17 protein-coding genes are annotated in these 18,247 nt (G+C 44.9%); 8 read left to right on the top strand and 9 right to left on the bottom strand.

The features are described 5' to 3' along the window. Positions 1 to 10: 10 nt before the first annotated feature. Together QMK20_RS26200 and QMK20_RS26195 are read right to left on the bottom strand one after the other, a co-directional pair. A complete protein-coding gene (locus QMK20_RS26200; RefSeq protein ID WP_283653934.1) occupies positions 11 to 691 on the bottom strand; it encodes a GNAT family N-acetyltransferase in 681 nt (226 codons plus the stop codon). A 410-nt stretch (positions 692 to 1,101) separates the two neighbouring features. Beyond that, positions 1,102 to 2,001, bottom strand: coding sequence for a DMT family transporter (locus QMK20_RS26195; RefSeq protein ID WP_283653933.1), 900 nt, complete (start codon positions 1,999 to 2,001; stop codon positions 1,102 to 1,104). A gap of 109 nt (positions 2,002 to 2,110) precedes the next feature. Here QMK20_RS26195 and pdxR point away from each other — a divergent pair, with 109 nt between their 5' ends. Beyond that, entirely contained in the window at positions 2,111 to 3,484 is a 1,374-nt protein-coding gene (gene pdxR / locus QMK20_RS26190) for a MocR-like pyridoxine biosynthesis transcription factor PdxR (RefSeq protein ID WP_283653932.1), read from the top strand. Positions 3,485 to 3,590: 106 nt separating this feature from the next. Here pdxR and QMK20_RS26185 read toward each other — a convergent pair whose 3' ends face one another. Then, entirely contained in the window at positions 3,591 to 4,505 is a 915-nt protein-coding gene (locus QMK20_RS26185; protein WP_283653931.1) for a phosphatidate cytidylyltransferase, read from the bottom strand. A gap of 97 nt (positions 4,506 to 4,602) precedes the next feature. On the opposite strand from QMK20_RS26185, the gene QMK20_RS26180 reads away from it, so the two are divergent. From QMK20_RS26180 to QMK20_RS26170, 3 genes are all read left to right on the top strand, one after another. After that, the gene (locus tag QMK20_RS26180) at positions 4,603 to 5,145 is read left to right on the top strand and encodes a C40 family peptidase (protein ID WP_283653930.1); all 543 of its coding nucleotides are present in this window, start codon (positions 4,603 to 4,605) and stop codon (positions 5,143 to 5,145) included. 191 nt (positions 5,146 to 5,336) lie between these two features. Then, positions 5,337 to 6,203, top strand: coding sequence for an SDR family oxidoreductase (locus tag QMK20_RS26175; RefSeq protein ID WP_283653929.1), 867 nt, complete (start codon positions 5,337 to 5,339; stop codon positions 6,201 to 6,203). 258 nt (positions 6,204 to 6,461) lie between these two features. Further along, on the top strand, positions 6,462 to 6,803 hold the full coding sequence (locus QMK20_RS26170) for a zinc ribbon domain-containing protein YjdM (protein ID WP_283656353.1): 342 nt from the start codon (positions 6,462 to 6,464) through the stop codon (positions 6,801 to 6,803). Positions 6,804 to 7,060: 257 nt separating this feature from the next. Here QMK20_RS26170 and QMK20_RS26165 read toward each other — a convergent pair whose 3' ends face one another. After that, entirely contained in the window at positions 7,061 to 7,816 is a 756-nt protein-coding gene (locus tag QMK20_RS26165) for an AIM24 family protein (protein WP_044648815.1), read from the bottom strand. 248 nt (positions 7,817 to 8,064) lie between these two features. On the opposite strand from QMK20_RS26165, the gene QMK20_RS26160 reads away from it, so the two are divergent. Next, on the top strand, positions 8,065 to 9,117 hold the full coding sequence (locus QMK20_RS26160; protein WP_283653928.1) for an LLM class flavin-dependent oxidoreductase: 1,053 nt from the start codon (positions 8,065 to 8,067) through the stop codon (positions 9,115 to 9,117). A 132-nt stretch (positions 9,118 to 9,249) separates the two neighbouring features. Here the strand turns inward: QMK20_RS26160 and QMK20_RS26155 are convergent, their stop codons facing one another. Next, entirely contained in the window at positions 9,250 to 10,758 is a 1,509-nt protein-coding gene (locus tag QMK20_RS26155) for an aminotransferase class V-fold PLP-dependent enzyme (RefSeq protein WP_283653927.1), read from the bottom strand. Positions 10,759 to 10,893: 135 nt separating this feature from the next. Next, positions 10,894 to 11,370, bottom strand: a complete 477-nt coding sequence (locus tag QMK20_RS26150) for a DsrE/DsrF/DrsH-like family protein (RefSeq protein WP_283653926.1) — start codon at positions 11,368 to 11,370, stop codon at positions 10,894 to 10,896. Positions 11,371 to 11,633: 263 nt separating this feature from the next. Here QMK20_RS26150 and QMK20_RS26145 point away from each other — a divergent pair, with 263 nt between their 5' ends. Continuing rightward, entirely contained in the window at positions 11,634 to 11,993 is a 360-nt protein-coding gene (locus QMK20_RS26145; RefSeq protein WP_283653925.1) for a winged helix-turn-helix transcriptional regulator, read from the top strand. 82 nt (positions 11,994 to 12,075) lie between these two features. On the opposite strand, the gene QMK20_RS26140 is transcribed toward QMK20_RS26145, so the two are convergent. Beyond that, positions 12,076 to 12,639 carry an NAD(P)H-dependent oxidoreductase gene (locus QMK20_RS26140; protein WP_283653924.1) on the bottom strand — a complete coding sequence of 188 codons (564 nt, stop codon included), beginning with the start codon at positions 12,637 to 12,639 and terminating at the stop codon, positions 12,076 to 12,078. A 366-nt stretch (positions 12,640 to 13,005) separates the two neighbouring features. On the opposite strand from QMK20_RS26140, the gene QMK20_RS26135 reads away from it, so the two are divergent. Together QMK20_RS26135 and QMK20_RS26130 are read left to right on the top strand one after the other, a co-directional pair. Continuing rightward, the gene (locus tag QMK20_RS26135; protein ID WP_283653923.1) at positions 13,006 to 13,965 is read left to right on the top strand and encodes a radical SAM protein; all 960 of its coding nucleotides are present in this window, start codon (positions 13,006 to 13,008) and stop codon (positions 13,963 to 13,965) included. A gap of 238 nt (positions 13,966 to 14,203) precedes the next feature. Next, the gene (locus QMK20_RS26130; RefSeq protein ID WP_283653922.1) at positions 14,204 to 15,178 is read left to right on the top strand and encodes an aldo/keto reductase family protein; all 975 of its coding nucleotides are present in this window, start codon (positions 14,204 to 14,206) and stop codon (positions 15,176 to 15,178) included. A 293-nt stretch (positions 15,179 to 15,471) separates the two neighbouring features. On the opposite strand, the gene QMK20_RS26125 is transcribed toward QMK20_RS26130, so the two are convergent. Both QMK20_RS26125 and QMK20_RS26120 read right to left on the bottom strand, forming a co-directional pair. Next, complete coding sequence (locus QMK20_RS26125; protein WP_283653921.1) at positions 15,472 to 17,412, bottom strand: ABC transporter permease; 1,941 nt, start codon at positions 17,410 to 17,412, stop codon at positions 15,472 to 15,474. After that, positions 17,402 to 18,163 (bottom strand): ABC transporter ATP-binding protein, encoded by a 762-nt coding sequence (locus QMK20_RS26120; RefSeq protein ID WP_283653920.1) that lies wholly within the window; start codon positions 18,161 to 18,163, stop codon positions 17,402 to 17,404. The genes QMK20_RS26125 and QMK20_RS26120 overlap by 11 nt, the downstream gene beginning before the upstream one ends. Positions 18,164 to 18,247: the final 84 nt, after the last annotated feature.

Below are 18,247 nucleotides of genomic sequence, written 5' to 3'. Positions count from 1 at the left end.
CGCCTCAATATTATTGTATCGGAGTAAGGGGTGTACTGTCCAAGTTCAAATAGGGGCTAAATAGGAGGCACGTTTGATTCACTTCGTAGATGCCAAGAAAAGCTTCCTGTGTACTGGTGGCGTAATAAGGTGTGTCACTTTGCCAATGGATGTGACAGTCGGTGAGGGTCTTACGAAAAGCTGCGACGTCATCAAATGTAACTTCCTTAAGAATATACGAAGATGAGGGGGCAGCGGCTGGGGTGGAGGGCAGAGTGCCGTTGTAGTATTTCAGCGTATAGCGTGCCTGGTAGCCTTGCTTTTCATATAATTTGACTGCCCGATGATTATCCTTGATGACTTCGAGCCATAGCTGCTGGCAGTCCGCGGAGATGCCTGTTTGTTTATGTAATTCCAGCAACTTGTTGCTAATCCCCTGACCACGATAAGCCGGAGCGATGCATAGCGTGCCGCAACGCATGGTCTTGTACCCGTCGAACTGCCGGACACCGCCGAGAATTAAGCCGATCGGTTGATCCTCATCCATGGCAAGGAAAGAGTGATTCCGTTTATTACCCTCTGGACCAAAAAAACGTGCTGCGAAATCGTCCTGATCCGTGGTCAGGCGAATGGAATAATCCGAGAACCCAAGCGAAAATGCTTGAAAAATGTGTTCCATGCTGACGTCATTGCATCTCATATAGGTGATCACCGTTATTCCCCCCTAGAAATTCATGCTATATTTGGATTATAGGGAATTAAGGGGGCTCCATCAATCTCCCACTGAAAATGAAAATAACCCCTTAAAAAAGGGGATTGGTGCTGGGTGTTGTAGGGGTGCAATTCGTGTCGCCAAGATCGGGATTTGCAGAGATGTCACGATAATGGTTGAGCTTATATTCAATAATTTTTTGGGTTTCCATAAGCCTGGAAATTTCTTGTTGAATCTTCTGATTATGTTTTTCAAGTAAGGAGTCGCTTCTGGCAGCTACAACGAAGGAAGAAGTATATCAATTGCTGGATCAGGTGCATTAATTCAATGCGCTAAGAACTTGAATCAAAGAAGAGAGACTCCCGAAGTTTCAGTCGGGAGCCTCTTTTTTGAGAAGGTCATTGCGTGAGTCAGCGGCGTTCACCGCGTGACATGAGCATGATGCCCAGAAATACAAAGCCTGCACCAGCTAGATGAGCAAATGAGAAGGATTCACGGAGGATGATATAGGACAGCAGCAGTGTGCTGACGGGAATACAACCCGTGTATACAGCTGCTGTACTAGCCGGTACTCTTGACACGCCCCGAAACCATAATACGTAGGCTAATGCTGTGACAAAGATACCATAATATAAGACTAGCCCAATCTCCCCTGCACCAACGTGGTTAAAGTTGAACTGTTGGGCCTCCCCAAAGGAACAAGCCAGAAACATGAAGAATGAAAAGAGTGTTATATACATGGTTCCAAGCAGGGAAGAGACATGGCTGGATAGCATCTTGCGTAACACTGTCAGTGCCGCTTCTCCAAACACAGCAGACAGAACAAGCAGCAGGCCAATGAACGAGGTTGCGTTGGGAGCATTGAACCAGAGCGCCGATATGTGAGGTACTTGCAGTGCCAAAACACCGAGCAGTGAACAGGCGATCCCGAGACCGGGGCGTAGCGTAATCTTTTCTCTCAGCAGTACATACGAAAGAAGTGCAACGATAGCTGGGGTCAAGCTTGTTAAAATTCCACTTTCGGAAGCAGAGGCGTAGGCCAGCCCGTACAGCATTAGGACGCGGAAGAGAAACATGCCGATCAGAGCCTGAATGAACAGGATTAATGCATCCCGTTTGCTGATCCTTAGTGAATATTTCTTGATGAATACAATGGGTATCAAGAACAGAAGGGCAACGGCCAGACTGGCAGATTGCGATAAAAAAACAGGCAGCCGCATCACGACCAGTTTACCGACTACCACAGAACTGCCGACAATGGAGGTTGCGATCACTAATTCCATGTAAGTCGAAAAGGTTGGTTTGTTCATTTCATCTCACCTCTTGTACAGATATTGATATATACTGTACCAATAGAAACTGGGCACTTGTAGATCCAGTTGAAGAGGTTTTTGACAGTACCGCTTGAGGGGGCAGCCTATGTGGGTATCTATCGATAAGAATGTGACAGTTCCGATGCTGCGTCAGGTGTATCAAGCGATACGGGACCGTATTTTAGCCGGAGAACTGCAAGCAGGATATAAACTTCCTTCGACCCGGGTGCTGGCCTTACAGTTGAACGTTTCCCGGAATGTTATTCTCGAAGCTTATGAAATGCTGCTAGCCGAAGGCTTAGCCATTGCGCGCCCGGGTTCAGGTACCTATGTAGCCGAGGGGGCCGTTCTTCCAGGTTATGTATCCGCACCGCCTATCGAGGCGTCTGTGTCTGCAATGGATACTCCATATTCAAATGAGGTGTCGGTAATTTCCTTCCGGACAGGCCTCCCCGCATTGGAATTATTTCCGCGCAAATCATGGGCCGACTTGCTTCAGAGCGTATGCAAAGAGGCTCCTGATCTGGCACTGGGTTATGGCGACCCTGCTGGAGAGCCTGAGTTACGAAGGGAGCTGGCCGACTATTTGGTTCACACCAGGGGAGTGAAAGCCAGACCGGAACATATTGTAATCACTAGCGGAGCAGTACAAGCGATTCAGCTTGTCACCCGTCTGTTGCTGTCAGTTGGGGACGAAGCTCTGGTAGAGGAACCGACAAATGAAGATTTAAAAAGCATTCTGTCGGCTACAGGGGCCACACTGCGGAGCATGCCTGTTGATGATTCGGGAGTTATAACAGCCGATCTGCCGCAAAAGAAACACCCCAAGCTGGCATATCTTACACCCTCGCACCAGTTCCCGCTGGGAGGTATCTTGCCGATCCAAAGGCGGATCGAGCTTATCCAGTATGCAGCCCGGACAGGATGCCTTCTGCTCGAAGATGATTATGACAGTGAGTTCCGGTATGATGGGGCGCCTGTCCACTCCTTGCAGAGTCTGGACCCAGACCGGGTGCTATATGTCGGGACGTTTAGCAAAATTTTGTTCCCCGCACTGCGGATCGGCTATATTGTTCTTCCCCCATCACGAGTCGCTGATTTTATCCGTTTAAAGCAACTGGCGGATTACCAGACGGCGAGCTTGGAGCAAATTGTGTTGAGTCGGTATATCAGGAAGCGACTCCTTCATAAGCATGTACATAAGATGAAAAAAGTGTACGCCAAGCGTCGTCAGGTCCTGCTTGATAGCCTGGAGCAGCATTTTACAGGGCAATACCGGGTATGTGGCCGATCAGCTGGTTTACATTTGGTAGCAGAGTTTCAGTTCCCACTCCGAGAGAATCTGCTAGAACATCTCCGTAGCGAAAATGTATTTGCAGCACAGCTCGAAGGAAACCGACTGCTAATGGGCTACGGGCATCTAAAGGAAAACGAAATTCGTGAAGGGGTTAGCAGGATTAGGAATGCCCTGCAACGGTAGTACACGCAAAAGCATCCTATCCTTAAGTGAGGATAGGATGCCCTTTTCATAGCAAGATATCGTGTTCCATGATCACTATTCATACGAGGTTTGAGCAATGTAATTGCTACATAAAGTCAAAAAAATAACGGATTACATGAAAAAAGACGGGCGAGGTGTAGGTCAAACTATCGACCCGGCTTAAGTAGCTTTTTTTCAAAGCATCGAACTTGTCATCATCGCCGATTAATAAATCCCGCTTCAGCACGGAAACCGTTAAGCTGCCGAAGAAACCGCTCAAGCTGATCAGCATGCCGAAAATAATTCCAAATTTCAGGTCAAATGGCGTCAGGTAGGGATAGATCAGATACGAAGCTCCTATCGTCACGATAAACGCGAATGCAAAGCCTTCCCAAGTTAAATTCGGGTTGGAGGTTGGGACGACTTTCCGCTTACCGAAATAGAGAGATGCCAGATAGTGTGCAACATCATTGAGTTGTGTCAATACCACTAGAAAAAGTACGAGTTTCGCCCCGTATTGCGGTGTAGCGAATTGAAAGTAGGCCAAGTGACTAAGCCCGAAAACCATCAGCATAAGCCCCCACTGGGTTGAGCTGACACTGCGCAGAAAACCGACCGTTCCTTTGTTAATCAATCGCGGGAGCGGCAGGAGCAAGAATACATAAATAGGGATAAAGACAATAAACATCCCGTACCACCCGATATAAATCCAATAAAACTGCACAGGAATCGCCAAGTACGCCCACAAAAAAAGTCTGCGATCGGCTTTTCTGGATTTGATCATGGAGAAATATTCTTTCAGCGCAAAGAAAGTGAGTGCCATCAGGGAAAGCAGTGAAACAATCGGATTAAAAAGAGTTGCCAAGCAAAAGATAAAGAACATGCCCCACCAGGTTTTGATGCGAAGTCCGATGGCTGCATAGTCTTTGTTGGGCTGTGTTTTGACGATCACAACATAAATCAATTGGATAGCCAATAAGGCTGTGAAAATAAGGATTAACGTTAATAGCGAGCTGTCCATTGCCAATCACCAACTTATCGCGAGGTAGGAGTCCATTATAGGATTCCTATGTTATTATGAAGGAATAACCCAAACTTGATAAGGAGAAATTTTGTAAATGGTAGCTGATCAATCCGTCTTTATCTTACTTACGAATATGGGAACGTTTCTTACGAGAGTCATTAAGAGCTATACGAGGGCACCATACAATCACGCCTCCATTTCCTTCAACCGGGAACTTTCGGAGTTATACAGCTTCGGGAGAAAGACCCCTAATAACCCTCTGGATGGTGGTTTCGTGAAAGAGGATATTAAGACAGGTACATACAGCAGATTTCCGAATACAACATGTGTCATCTACGAGCTTCAAGTAACCGAGCGTGAAGTCGAGAAAATGAAACGGGTCCTACACGTCTTTATCAGAAGTCGTCAAAAATATATGTATAACTTACTGGGTTTGATTGGTATTGCACTCAAAGAACCCGTCGAGTTCAGTAATTCCTATTTTTGTTCGCAATTCGTTGCAGAAATTTTACAGCGATCCGGCATAAAAATATGGAACAAGTTGCCCGCTCTTATTACGCCGGACGATTTTCGGCAAAGCGACCGACTGCATTTGATTTATGAAGGAAAATTGAGTGACTACGAGCCTCAATCCTAAGCTGGAGAGCCGCGAGCGCCCCTTTTATTCAAACGCCCCGCGTACCTCTTTAACAATTCGCTTTAATGCATCAATCTGCCTAACATTTAATTCGCTGACAGCAGCTGTGTTTTCATCAACTCCAAATTAGACAAGCATCATATTTATAGCTACTATAGAAAGGTAAATAAAATCTGAATGGAGGATTTCATATGAAAATCGCATTAACAGGAGCAACCGGGCAACTGGGTTCCATCGTGGTAGAGGCGTTGCTTGCATCCGTATCGGCAGAAGACCTTATTGTTAGCGTGAGAAATCCGGAAAAAGCAGAAAACTTGCGTGCCCGTGGCGTTGACGTTCGTCTTGGCGATTTTGATAAACCGGAGACGCTGGACCAAGCGTTTACTGGTGTAGACCGATTGCTGATTATATCCGCAGACGGCGATAATGATACGAGAATCCGCCAGCATAAGGCTGCTGTGGATGCTGCTGTACGTGCGGGAGTAGGCTTCATCGCTTATACCAGCGCTGCCAATGCGGCTGACAGCACTCTGTTCCTTGCACCTGTACATCGTATAACGGAGGAGTTCATTCGCGAATCGGGCATTCCTTACTCCTTCCTGCGTAATAACTGGTATCTTGAGAATGAAGCAGGCACGATTCAATCCGTGCTGGCCGGGGCTCCTTGGCTGACCTCAGCAGGTTCCGGTAAAGTAGGTTGGGCTGCCCGTGCAGATTATGCGCAAGCGGCGGCAGTCGTTTTGTCCAGCGAAGGGCATGAGAATACGATATACGAGCTTTCAGGCAAGCCGATTACCCAAGAAGAGTTTGCGGCGATTCTTGCTGAGGTGCTGGGTAAGGATGTGCCTGTACAGCAGGTAGACGATACTGCGTATGCCGACATTATGCTTGGTGCGGGCGTACCGGAAGCCGCAATCCCTATTGTGGTCGGTATTCAAAAAGCGATTCGTGAAGGAGCTTTGGATGTTGTAAGCAACGATTTCGAGAAGCTTCTGAAACGCCCGCTTACGCCGCTTAGCCAAGGAATTCGTGAGCTGGTTGAGCAAACAAAGGCATAAAATCGCCGTAGAGCACATTTTCAAAATATGATTCTGCTCATGATGAAGGATGCTACCCTAACAAGGCGGGCATCCTTTTTTAATCATCATAATCATTTCAAAAGGAAAGGGAAATCCTAAACTAATTTCCTCTATTAGTGGAATCGTTGCTGATTATCCAATATACTTGTAAGGAACTCCAAGGAGGGCTTGGAGCAAGGTTTGTTTCATAGGACGATCACAGGTGTAGAATTGATAATGAATGGAGTACATACAAATATGTCTAATTTGCCAAATTGCCCGGAATGTAATTCAGAATACACGTACGAGGATCGGAGTCTTTTCATTTGCCCGGAATGCGCTCATGAGTGGTCTTCCGAATCAGAAGCAGCAAACAATGAAGATGTAAAAGTCATCAAAGATGCCAATGGTAACGTTCTGCAGGACGGTGATTCTGTAACCGTCATTAAAGACCTTAAAGTCAAAGGAAGCTCATCCGTCCTGAAAATCGGCACAAAAGTAAAGAATATCCGTCTGGTGGAAGGCGATCATGATATTGATTGCAAAATTGATGGCTTCGGAGCGATGAAATTAAAATCGGAGTTTGTGAAAAAGAACTAAAAGCTATGTTAATGCAACCCAACGAGTTTGGAGTTTGTACTGGAAAAACCCTTTGATATAAGAGGGGTTTTTCTTTATATTCGGACAGCTTCAGGAGGTAGAATCATAGTCATAGATGGACCAACAGCAACAGCCCTGAAACTTGAATTGGAAAAAGAAATATGCTGTTTATCTCAACGTATTTCAGAGACACTTTTCAGTTCAATGAGGATTTAGAAAAGGAGAAGCTAGGCGCTTCTCCTTGGATTATACATCGTTTACAGCGGTGCCAGCCAAACGGTTCCGGTTCCCCTGTACACATTGACCAGCCCTTCGCCGGAAGCAGCCGAGCCCATTTTGGTTTTCCCGGATTTCTCGACGGTGAACTGTAAGGTATTGGACCACATGAGGGCAAAGTTACCATCCACCTTCAGCACATCGTTTTGCAATTCTATAACGACCGCTTCCTCGGAAGGGATAGGCGCTTGCAGGGCAAGAACTCCTTTTCCCCGAGCGCTTAAATTAAATAATCCTTCTCCACCCAGAGCGGCCGAGGAAAGGTTGCTACGGGCAACAACGGATATGTCCAGCGTAGTTTCACAAGCTAAAAATAAGCCGTCTTCGATAGCAATGTGATCATTATCGACATCAATGAGCCAAATGTAACTATAAGTAGGTTCCAGCATAATCGTACCCGTGCCTTTATAGAGAGGTTTGATGGCACTTGTTCCCGTTACAGCACCGGACACCAAATTTCGCATTAAGCCCCCTACGCCTTTTACGCCGGTAGTCATCTCCATACTGCCCACCGTATATTGCATGGCGCCCGCCTTCATCATAATTTCACTATTGTTGATTTCGATCATGAGCTGCTTGCGGCGCATGTTACTTTTGCTCATATAGTAATTGGCTTCCGCAGCCGCAACCGAGGTGCAGCTTAAATCCGATATGTATTCCAATACGGTAAATCCACCTAATTGGTCTGCGATGGCAACATTGCTGTTATCCTTTAGGTTATTGATGACAAAAGCCATGGATGTATGAGCCCCCTTGTTGTATTCACGCTGTGAGGATTGAAATCTCTTTTATTCCATAAAATATTCGACAGAAAGATTTCGTTTCCTGCGGAAAATCCTCAGGTTCTCTTAAGCCGATTCCATATTTAGAAAGCAGAGCTTGAAAAAAACGCGGAAAAGGTTCAAAATAAAGATATCGGTTTTTAAAATGGTTTGCTCACAAAGCAGCCGATGAGAACGAGACATTGAAGCAGGGGGTAGGGCAAGTGGAGATAGGTATCAGCACATTTGTAGAAACAACGCCGGATACACAGACGGGTGAGGTCATCAGTCATGCACAACGAATACGTGAAGTTGTCGAGGAGATTGTGCTTGCAGATCGGGTAGGACTGGATGTATATGGCGTGGGAGAGCATCATCGTAAAGACTATGCGGCATCTGCTCCTGCGGTAATACTAGCTGCTGCTGCTTCACAGACCCAGCGGATTCGGCTGACCAGCGCGGTTACGGTGCTTTCCTCGGATGATCCGGTACGTGTATTTCAGGATTTTGCCACATTGGACGGCATCTCGAATGGACGAGCTGAGATTATGGCAGGCCGGGGTTCTTTTATCGAATCGTTCCCGTTGTTTGGCTATGATTTGGATAACTATGACGAACTGTTTGATGAAAAACTCGAACTGTTATTGAAAATACGGGATTCTGAAAAAGTCACCTGGAAAGGTGGACATCGGCCTGCGATCAATAATCTGGGCGTGTATCCACGTCCGGTTCAGGACCCGTTGCCCGTATGGATTGGTAGCGGAGGCAATCAGGAATCTGTGGTTCGCGCGGGCTTGCTCGGGTTACCATTGGTTCTGGCGATCATTGGCGGTAGTCCTGTGCAGTTTGCGCCGCTTGTGGAGCTGTATAAAAAAGCCGCTACGCACGCAGGTCATGATGCATCATTACTTCCGGTTGCATCCCACTCGCATGGTTTTATTGCGGAAAGTACCGAGCTTGCAGCGGAAAAGTTTTTCCCTTCCACCCAGCAAAGCATGAACGTCCTTGGGCGTGAGCGTGGATGGGGTCCTTACACCCGTTCCAGCTTCGATGCCGCACGCAGCTTTGAAGGTGCATTGTATGTAGGCGATCCCGATACGGTTGCTCAGAAAATCATTCACCTGCGTAAGCAGGTAGGCATTACACGCTTTCTGTTGCACGTACCTGTAGGCACGATGCCGCACGAGGATGTCATGAGAGCCATTGAGTTATTGGGAACAGAGGTAGCGCCACGGGTGCGCGAAGAGATATCCAAGTGGGAAGCTGAGAGTAAATAAACGTTTTTCTTCTAAATGGATGGATAAATAAGAAAGGAGCAGGCCTTTGGTACAAGGTGGCTCCTTTCTTTTTTGAGAGTTATCGAGTATTCAACAAAGGGCACTTAAGAGAAGGGATTGGACAAAGGTTTCTTAATCGCTAAAATTGAACCATTTGCTGACATCTATTTTTTTATGTTCATACCTATATCGCCACTCGTTGGATTCGGGCTGATACGTATAATCCTTTTGCCACGCTATGATATTTCCTACAACCGCTCGTATGGAAGAGGTAAGATAGGAGACTTCCTGATTCGTCATCATGGGATGGAGGGACAGGCGCACCCAGCCGGGTTTTCTCGATAAGTCTCCCGCATGGATGAGGTCTGACATCTCATTAGAGGTTTGTTGATCGATGCCCAGCAAATAGTGTCCATACGTTCCTGCACAGGAGCAACCGCCGCGGACCTGAATTCCGAACCGATCATTCAGTAATTTTACGATCAGATTGTAGTGGATATGGTCGACAACGAAAGAAACGATTCCGAGTCGTTCTTGGCTTCTTCCACCTAAAACGTGCAAGTGTGGTATTCCTTTCAACCCTTTTAAGAGTGATGACGTTAACTCCTTTTCGCGCTCCAAAATGCGGTTTTGGCCCATCTGTTCTTTCAGTTGAATGCAGAGCGCCGTTCGTATGGCCTGTAGAAAAGCAGGAGTCCCCCCATCCTCGCGTGCTTCGATATTGTCTTTATATTCGTACCCACCCCAAGGATTGGTCCAGCTTACCGTACCGCCTCCTGGCTGATCCGGGGCATGGTTGAGGCTTAGTTTCGAATCCATAATGAGAACACCGCTTGTTCCGGGGCCGCCGAGAAATTTGTGGGGAGAAAATACAATAGCATCCAATCTTTCAAGCGGCTCTGTGGGGTGCATGTTGATCTCGGCATAAGGGGCGTTTGCGGAAAAATCAATGAAACACACCCCGCCATGCTCATGCATTTTGCGGGACAGTTGATAAATCGGCGGTTCAAACCCCGTAACATTGGAACAGGCTGTAAAAGCGCCGATCTTGATAGGGCGACGACGGAATTGAAGCAGCAAACGTTCCAGATTTGCCGGATCAACGGTACCACCGGGACCGGGAGGAATGCACACGACGTCTCCAATCGTTTCAGCCCAGGAGATATGATTCGAGTGATGCTCCATATGGGTGACAAAAATAACGGGACGTTCTTTTTCAGCGATAGGGTAGTGATGCTTTAATTTTTCATGTATTTTCAATCCCAGCATGCGTTGAAGCTTATTTATTGCCCCTGTCATACCGGACCCGGCAAACAGAATGATGTCTTGTTCGTTGGCATGAACGTGATTCTTAATGATTCGCTTTGCCTCTTCGTAGGCTTGGGTCATCAGGGTACCTGTCAAATTAGACTCCGTATGGGTATTCGCCACAAAAGGGCCGAAATGGTTAGCTATTTTGGACTCAATAGGTCCATACAGACGACCGCTGGCAGCCCAATCCGCATACACCAGCTTTTTTGGCCCGTATGGAGATTCAAAGGTTTGACGATATCCAATCGTACCTTTCCGATACCGTGCGAAATAAGCCTCGCCAGAAGGCTGGTACGCACTATTGTTGCTTCCGATTCGAGCCTTGAGCATACGGGCGCCTCCCATGTGGTTCTGTCGTTCTAGGGTACGTAGGAAGACCCGAATGGGTTAAGAAAAATAGGCGAATGTCATCATTTTGTCAAAATAAAAGCCTCATCCGAAAGCCGGACAAGGCGTGCGTACATCTTATATGAACAGCTGCATATCGGATACGAGCGCATCTTTGAGATACGTTTTGGCCTCGATAATTTCTAGTTCAGGTATGAATTCTTCGGGTTTAAAACCCATAATGTCCACCGATAGCTTGCAGGCATAAAATTTGACGTTCTTTTTCCGTGCCCCCTTCAAGAAATGAATCAGCTTCGGGGCTTCGTTATCTTCGATCATTTCTGTCAGCATCAGCTTGCCGAGACCGCTAAAATTCATTTTGGACAACGGCAGCTGCTCAGGTCCTTTTGGAGTCATCCAGCCCATAATTTTTTCATAAATCGTCTTGTCCTCAAGCGTCATTTTATCAGGATCACGAACCAGAAATAGTCCCCAGAACGCAAAAAACATCGTCACGTCCACGTCCAATTCCCGAGCCGTATTCGCCAAAATCAGTCCAGCCATCGCCTTATCGTAATCCCCGCTGAACATGAGCAGGTTCATCTTTTTGTCCACTACCTTCCGCCTCCATTACCAACAGATATATTCAGTATGGATTTGGAAATGAGAAGTATGCCCAGTTCACATATCGCTCACAATTGGAGGGCAACTATCGTAAGAAGGAATGAATATCAAATCGTTTTGCCAACTTATTAAAAGTATCTTTAACCAAGCAGTATAGCGAAGAGCCGATCTTACTTTACCTCCTTTCAGTAACACTATAAAATACACAGTATGCATATTTATGTCTTATACCCACCTAAAGGAGAGTGTAACTTATGAGTGAAAGCTGTGTTCCTACTGGTGTGATGCTAAAAGATACTGGGTTCGGATATACGTTGTCCTTAATAGGCGGTAAATATAAAATGATCATTTTGTATTGTCTATCTGAAAATAAGGTTATGCGGCATAATGAGCTGAAGCGAAGGATCGGTACCATTTCTTTTAAAACGCTAAGCATTATGTTGAAAGAACTGGAGGCAGATGGCCTGATTATACGCAAGGAATTTCCCCAAGTCCCTCCAAAAGTTGAATATTCATTATCTGAACGCGGTCTTTCTCTCATTCCATTGTTAAATATGATGTGCGAGTGGGGAGAGAATAACAGTTCGCCAGCTCTGGAGGCTATACAGCGGTAGGCATAGCTATTTAGTCTAATTCAAAAAGAAGTATCTCCTAAACAAGGAAATACTTCTTTTTTAGCTTTAATAAAGCTACCTATTACAGGTTGTCCACAAAATTCAAATAATCTTTTGTGCTATTTTCCAAATGGCGTGTAACCGGTTCATTTTCTTTGCCAGGCTCATTTTCACCAGGTTCGCTTTCTATACCATAAAACGCAAAAAACGAACGATAATCCGCATTGCAGTATAGCAATGTAGTTTCAAAAGGAGATAATAAATGTTCAAGCGTATAGCGGTATCTTCCCTCTTCGCTGTAATCTTCTTTTTTGATTCCGGCAGATACAGCTAAGCCGACTTTACGATTCTTTAATTTATCCCCTCCATTTGAACCATATGCCCAACCATAAGCAAAAACATCGTCAAGCCACTTTTTAAGAAGTGGCGGACAATTAAACCAATAGACCGGGAACTGTAAAACAAGATTACGATGTGATTCAATTAATTGCTGTTCTTTTTCCACATCAATGTTTCCGTCAGGGTAAATGTTATACAATTCGTGTACAGTATACTTTTCAGGATATTTTTTGAGTTCTTCTACCCATCGCTTGTTAATCACGGATTTTTCTATGTTTGGGTGCGATACGATAATGAGAGTTTTCAAAGATTTGCCCTCCTTGAATATGGTTTACTTCTAGAGTATAGAGTACGCACTGCAAATAAGTAAGTATGCACTTTTAGTACAGGTACTTACATAAAGGTTAGTGTAAATTCAGTTTTGTATATTTTTTAGCCTACAGATTTATAGAATACTATTATTTTTGCTGGGCGGTTGGTATGGGGTGTTATAGGCATAATGCGAGTAAAATACATGACCGGATAAAGCCATGTCTTCTCGGTTATATGCGTGTATTCCATACCATTCATTTAGAGTGACCGTTACCAATGTCATATCTCCAAGCCATCCTCATTCTGTATAATCTCAAGGGAATTCAAGACACAAGCCTGAGATCGGGAGGATCATGAGAAAGTGAGTATAGAGAACAAATATAAAGCGCTTGAACTGGAAAAGCCAGGTATCTACGAATTGGAGGGGCTGGAGGTTGGAGTCACCTCCAATTGTAATTTTAAATGCGATTATTGCTGCGCATACCAGCGTAATGATGGACAATGCATCAGCAGTAAAGAAGTGATACGCATCATTGATGAAATCCCCACCTTAAAGCGCGTGCGGCTGTCCGGGGGAGAGGTGACCTTGAAGTATCAGGATTGTCTGGACATTGTGGCTCACTGTTCGAGCAAGGGAATCGCTACCCAGCTCAACACTAATGCCAGCTTGCTCAGTCCTGAACGAATTGAGAGGCTGCGTGATGCGGGGCTTTCCAACATCCATATCTCCTTCAACTTCACGGACCCCGAAAAATATGCGGCATATTATCATGTTCATCCGCGCATGTATGAGACAATCGCCCAGAATATTCGGTTATGTACCGAAGCCAAGCTGGAAACGGTGCTGGAGACCTTGCTATTTGCCGAGACGCAGAACAACATGCCAGCGATCAGCGAGAAAGTATATGAACTCGGTGTACGAATTCATGAAATCCAAAATAGCATCGTGATGGATCATACCAACTGGAACGCTATCTCTACCAAGGAAGCACTTGTTCGTTCCGTTCATGACTTGATCGCACATAAAAAGGACGATACCGTGCTGTATTTCACCTGTATGGATCGTTTTGCAGAAGCACTGGGCTTCAAGGAGCAGCCAGGTGTTTATTTTTCCAACTGCGTGGATGGTAAGAAGCAGCTTCATCTTCACGGGAATGGCGATATTCTGATCTGCGAGCTGTGCCATCCTGTGGTCATAGGCAACATTTACAACGGAACTTCCTTAAAAGATATTTACACCCATAAACCCAAGCCGCTTCAGGATTTTCTCGACAAACTGCCTTGTCCTGCATACGATGCACTTTTTCCGAATGGGATATAAGAGAGGAAAGATGTAAATAACGGAGTGATTGCCCTTAAAAGCGGCTATTGCTAAATAGCAGGGATGTTACAGCATCCTTGCTATTTTTTATTATATATTTGATCACAATTCCATCAGGATTTACAATGCGTAAAAGTGAAATGAGGCAACTACCTGATTTCTATGGAATTCGTTTTCGTGAAAGGGTTTACATGCTAGAATATAAGAAGGCTATCCTCTTACGAAAGAAGGAACAGATATGAAGTACAGAAATGTAGGCAACAGTGGTCTTAAAATCAGTGAAATCGGTTTGGGCAGTTGGTTGACGTACGGGACAGCCGCCGAGCAGGAAGCAGCTCATACCTGTATTGCCAAAGCCTTTGAACTCGGGATCAATTTCTTTGATACCGCCAATGCGTATAATCGGGGTGAGGGCGAAAAGGCTATGGGAGCGGCTTTGAAGCCTTATCGAAGAGAAAGCTACGTGTTATCTACGAAGGTTTACTTTCCAATGGATTCCGGTCCTAATGACAGGGGACTGTCCCGCAAGCACATTATGGAGCAATGCGAGGCTAGTCTTCAACGTCTTGGCACGGATTATATCGATATTTACTTCTGCCACCGTTACGATCAGGACACCCCTTTGGAAGAGACGCTGCGGGCTCTGGATGACCTTCAGGCTCAAGGCAAGATCCTGTATGCTGCAGTAAGCGAATGGAGTGCTGCCCAGCTCACGGATGCTTATGGCATTGGAAAAAGGCTGAATCTGCGTCCGCTGATTGCCAACCAGCCGATCTATAATATGTTCGAACGTTATATCGAACATGAGGTACTCCCTGTATCCGGGCAGGTAGGTATCGGCCAAATTGTATTTTCGCCTCTGGCCCAAGGTATCCTCACGGGTAAATACAAACCGGGACAACCTTTACCGACGGGCAGCCGCGGGGCTGATGCCTCCGTCAATCATGTCATCAGCAGTTACATGAACGATACCGTTCTAAACTGTGTCCAGGAGCTGGATAAGCTGGCGAAGGATTTGGGTGTCACCCTGTCACAGCTCGCGCTTGCCTGGATTCTGAGAGAACCGGGTATCAGCGCTGCACTCATTGGGGCCACTAAACCGACACAAATCGAAGAAAATGTGAAAGCAGTCGAGGTGACGCTTCAACCAGAGGCATGCGCGGAAATTGAGCGGATTCTGAAGCAAGCAGAGGGGTTCGAGCCTTTGCGTTAAGCATTCACACGAGCCCCTGTAGAGGGGGGACCATCAATAAAAAAGTCTCGCTCTTCCTGTCCGTAACAGAGAAGGGCGAGATTTTTTAACTTGCTTCAAGCATCGCGTAAATACCCGAAATCACACTAAATACAATCCCGCTCACTACAATGAGGTTTGATTCTTACTAAGATCTATCGGATCGAAAAAGATGGGCAACAGCCATTTTGACTGACGAAAATCCATAGGGCTTCCAGCAACCCTAGCATCAATACCTTTTGCCCCCAGTACTTTCGTCTGGAGCTTTTGACCAATTATAATGCTGCTTTAATGACTTTTTTATAATACAGGATGGATAGTATCCCGAAAATGGAATATAAGGCGGTGTATAGTACCATAACGATGATCATAGGCATCCAAACTTCTGTTCCAAACAAGAACCAGCCGGATTGGACGGCGAAATAGCTGTGTGAAAGGCCGATTACTAATGGAATGCCGAAGTTAAAGATTTGTTTTATTTTGATGCCTCTAAGCAGGTCCCCTTGTGTGAACCCTAACTTTCTCAACACCGTATAATTGGCTTTTTCGTCTTCGCTCTCATCCATTTGCTTAAAATAAAGGATACAGCCTGATGTAATGAGAAAGGTGAGTCCTAAAAATCCAACTACAAACATGATCACTCCCATATCTCTCTTCTGATTGCTGCTCATTTCAAGGCGTGATGTTTGTTGGTCATTAAAATTGGCGGCTTTAAAGAGGCGATCGGCTTCTTTGATCTGGTCCTTATTCATCATATCAATTCCAATATATAAGGATGATTTCTTTTGAATCTCAGGATTTGCATCTTTCTTTAACCGCTCAAAGATGGTTTCGTCTACAATGACAGTGGGTAGTCCGCCGGCTGTAAAATAGTAGGGAATAACATATTCCTTTTTTAGACCCAAATATTGTTGATGTATGACTTCCTTTTTCCCCTTCAAGTCCAATGGGCCAAAGCTTTTCAAGGACATAAATTTCTGTAACAGATCATTATAGCCCGTTAAAATCGTTTGACCTGGGGATACATCCGTAGCCTCCACAGATTGATCGCTTATGACAGGCAGCGTCATGGAATTCGTACCGATATTTAATCCTTCCAGAGGGGTCTCCATAATTTGCGCTGCGTTCACACTGACTTGAATGACTTCAATTTTCTTTTCACGATACTGTATGTCATGCTCCTGAAGTAACGTTTTGAATTTCTCCGCATCCGCTACATTCGTCATTGCAAAATGGGAAGGTACATTGCCCTCAGCCGCTTGATCCGCAGAATAATAGGCGATATAGCTTAAGGAGAGTAAACCGATGGCAAGTGCCGATACCGTCGTAATAATGGTCAACAACAAAGCATTGGATTTCATGCGGAACATAATGGATGAGAGAGACAGCACCTCATTAATGTTTAAATAGCCGCCTTTACTTTTTCTGATGATATTTGAAATAAAGCGGATGGATCCTTTATAAAAAAGAAGTGTTCCGATGATGACAGAGCCCAAAATAAACACCATAGCCATAAATAATTCATTCATGGATGTAAAGTCTCCACCAAACAATTTGGAAGAAACATAGTATCCTAAAGCGATGAATGAAACTCCAATGATCCCAATGATCATCTCAAAGATAGATATTTCCTTGATTTTCCCTTCGGTGGTTGAGGTCACTCTGAACAAAGACAAAATACTCTGTCTTTTGATAAAGGAATAATTCATGACCATGATCAACAGGTAGATGATACCAAAAACGATGAGTGTTTGAGTCAGTGCTTGGTTAGAGAAATATAGAGTGGCAATGGCTTCGACGCCCGTCGTCTTAAATAAAATCATGATCACTAATTTGGAAAAGGAGAATCCAACCACAATGCCAATGAATAGTGAACTGAAGTATAGAATTAAGTTTTCAGCACTTAGGATGCGAAAAATTTTGTTTTTAGTCATTCCGATCAATTGAAATAGGCCAATTTCTTTGCTGCGTCTTTTTATAAAGATATTATTAGCATACAAAAGGAAAATACAGACAATAGCGACCAGCAGGACGGATGCTGCCCGTATGGAAGCTGCACCTTTAACAGAGCCCTTCACTTCGTCCATGGAGGGATCGTATTGTAATGTGACAAAAGCGAAATAGAGCGCAACACTGAAAATGAGAGCAAAAACATAAAGGTAATAATTTTTCAGGTTTTTTTTCAAATTCTTTAGAATGAGCAGATTAATGTTCATATTGGACCCCGCCTAAGACCCCTTGGGTTCTCATGATATCTTGGAAGAAGCTTTGTCTTTCTTGTTCACCTTTATGAAGCTGTGTATACATTTGTCCATCCTTAATAAAAATGACTCTACTGCAATGGCTGGCAGCGACGGGATCGTGCGTGACCATAATGATGGTTGCCTTGCGCTTCTGGTTTAACTGGCCCAGCTTGTTCAATAAATCGGAAGCTGATTTGGAATCCAGCGCACCCGTAGGTTCATCGGCAAAAATAATACTGGGCTCATGAATAAACGCTCTGGCCGCAGATGTACGCTGTTTCTGTCCACCCGAGATTTCATTGGGGTACTTATCTTTCAACTCATAAATTCCCAGTTCTGTAGCCACGTCCTGAAATCTTCGGTTGGCCTCTTTTTTAGGCGTTTTGGTGATGGATAAGGGTAAAAGAATGTTCTCCTTCACGGTTAGCGTATCCAGCAGATTATACTCTTGAAAAATAAACCCTAAATGCTTTTTGCGGAATTCAGCCAGTTGCTTTTCCTTCATTTTCGTCATTTCGATGTCATTGATTTTAATGGACCCGTGGCTCACGTGATCAATGGAGGAAAGGACATTCAGCAGAGTGGTTTTACCTGAACCAGAGGCTCCCATAATACTGACAAATTCACCTTCTTCAATAAGGATATCAATTCCCTTTAATACCTCCTGCATATTTAACTTATTACCGTAGCTTTTATGAATTTTATGGGCTTCTAAAATATTCACTTCGATGCACTCCTTTTTGTTCTTGTAACTTTATTATAAAAATAGGGATGCTGCTTTTCCTTTGATTGAGCGAACAATACATAA

Origin of the sequence: Paenibacillus sp. RC334 (genome assembly GCF_030034735.1) — a bacterium.
GTDB classification, from domain to species: Bacteria; Bacillota; Bacilli; order Paenibacillales; family Paenibacillaceae; genus Paenibacillus; species Paenibacillus terrae_A.
This window is presented reverse-complemented; position numbering and strand designations above follow the sequence as displayed.

What these genes read in the sequence shown, in the direction of transcription:
- QMK20_RS26195 (WP_283653933.1), bottom strand. Translation starts at nt 2,001, where the DNA reads ATGAACAAACCAACCTTTTCGACTTACATGGAATTAGTGATCGCAACC.
- pdxR (WP_283653932.1), top strand. Translation starts at nt 2,111, where the DNA reads ATGTGGGTATCTATCGATAAGAATGTGACAGTTCCGATGCTGCGTCAG.
- QMK20_RS26185 (WP_283653931.1), bottom strand. Translation starts at nt 4,505, where the DNA reads ATGGACAGCTCGCTATTAACGTTAATCCTTATTTTCACAGCCTTATTG.
- QMK20_RS26180 (WP_283653930.1), top strand. Translation starts at nt 4,603, where the DNA reads ATGGTAGCTGATCAATCCGTCTTTATCTTACTTACGAATATGGGAACG.
- QMK20_RS26175 (WP_283653929.1), top strand. Translation starts at nt 5,337, where the DNA reads ATGAAAATCGCATTAACAGGAGCAACCGGGCAACTGGGTTCCATCGTG.
- QMK20_RS26170 (WP_283656353.1), top strand. Translation starts at nt 6,462, where the DNA reads ATGTCTAATTTGCCAAATTGCCCGGAATGTAATTCAGAATACACGTAC.
- QMK20_RS26165 (WP_044648815.1), bottom strand. Translation starts at nt 7,816, where the DNA reads ATGGCTTTTGTCATCAATAACCTAAAGGATAACAGCAATGTTGCCATC.
- QMK20_RS26155 (WP_283653927.1), bottom strand. Translation starts at nt 10,758, where the DNA reads ATGCTCAAGGCTCGAATCGGAAGCAACAATAGTGCGTACCAGCCTTCT.
- QMK20_RS26145 (WP_283653925.1), top strand. Translation starts at nt 11,634, where the DNA reads ATGAGTGAAAGCTGTGTTCCTACTGGTGTGATGCTAAAAGATACTGGG.
- QMK20_RS26130 (WP_283653922.1), top strand. Translation starts at nt 14,204, where the DNA reads ATGAAGTACAGAAATGTAGGCAACAGTGGTCTTAAAATCAGTGAAATC.
- QMK20_RS26125 (WP_283653921.1), bottom strand. Translation starts at nt 17,412, where the DNA reads ATGAACATTAATCTGCTCATTCTAAAGAATTTGAAAAAAAACCTGAAA.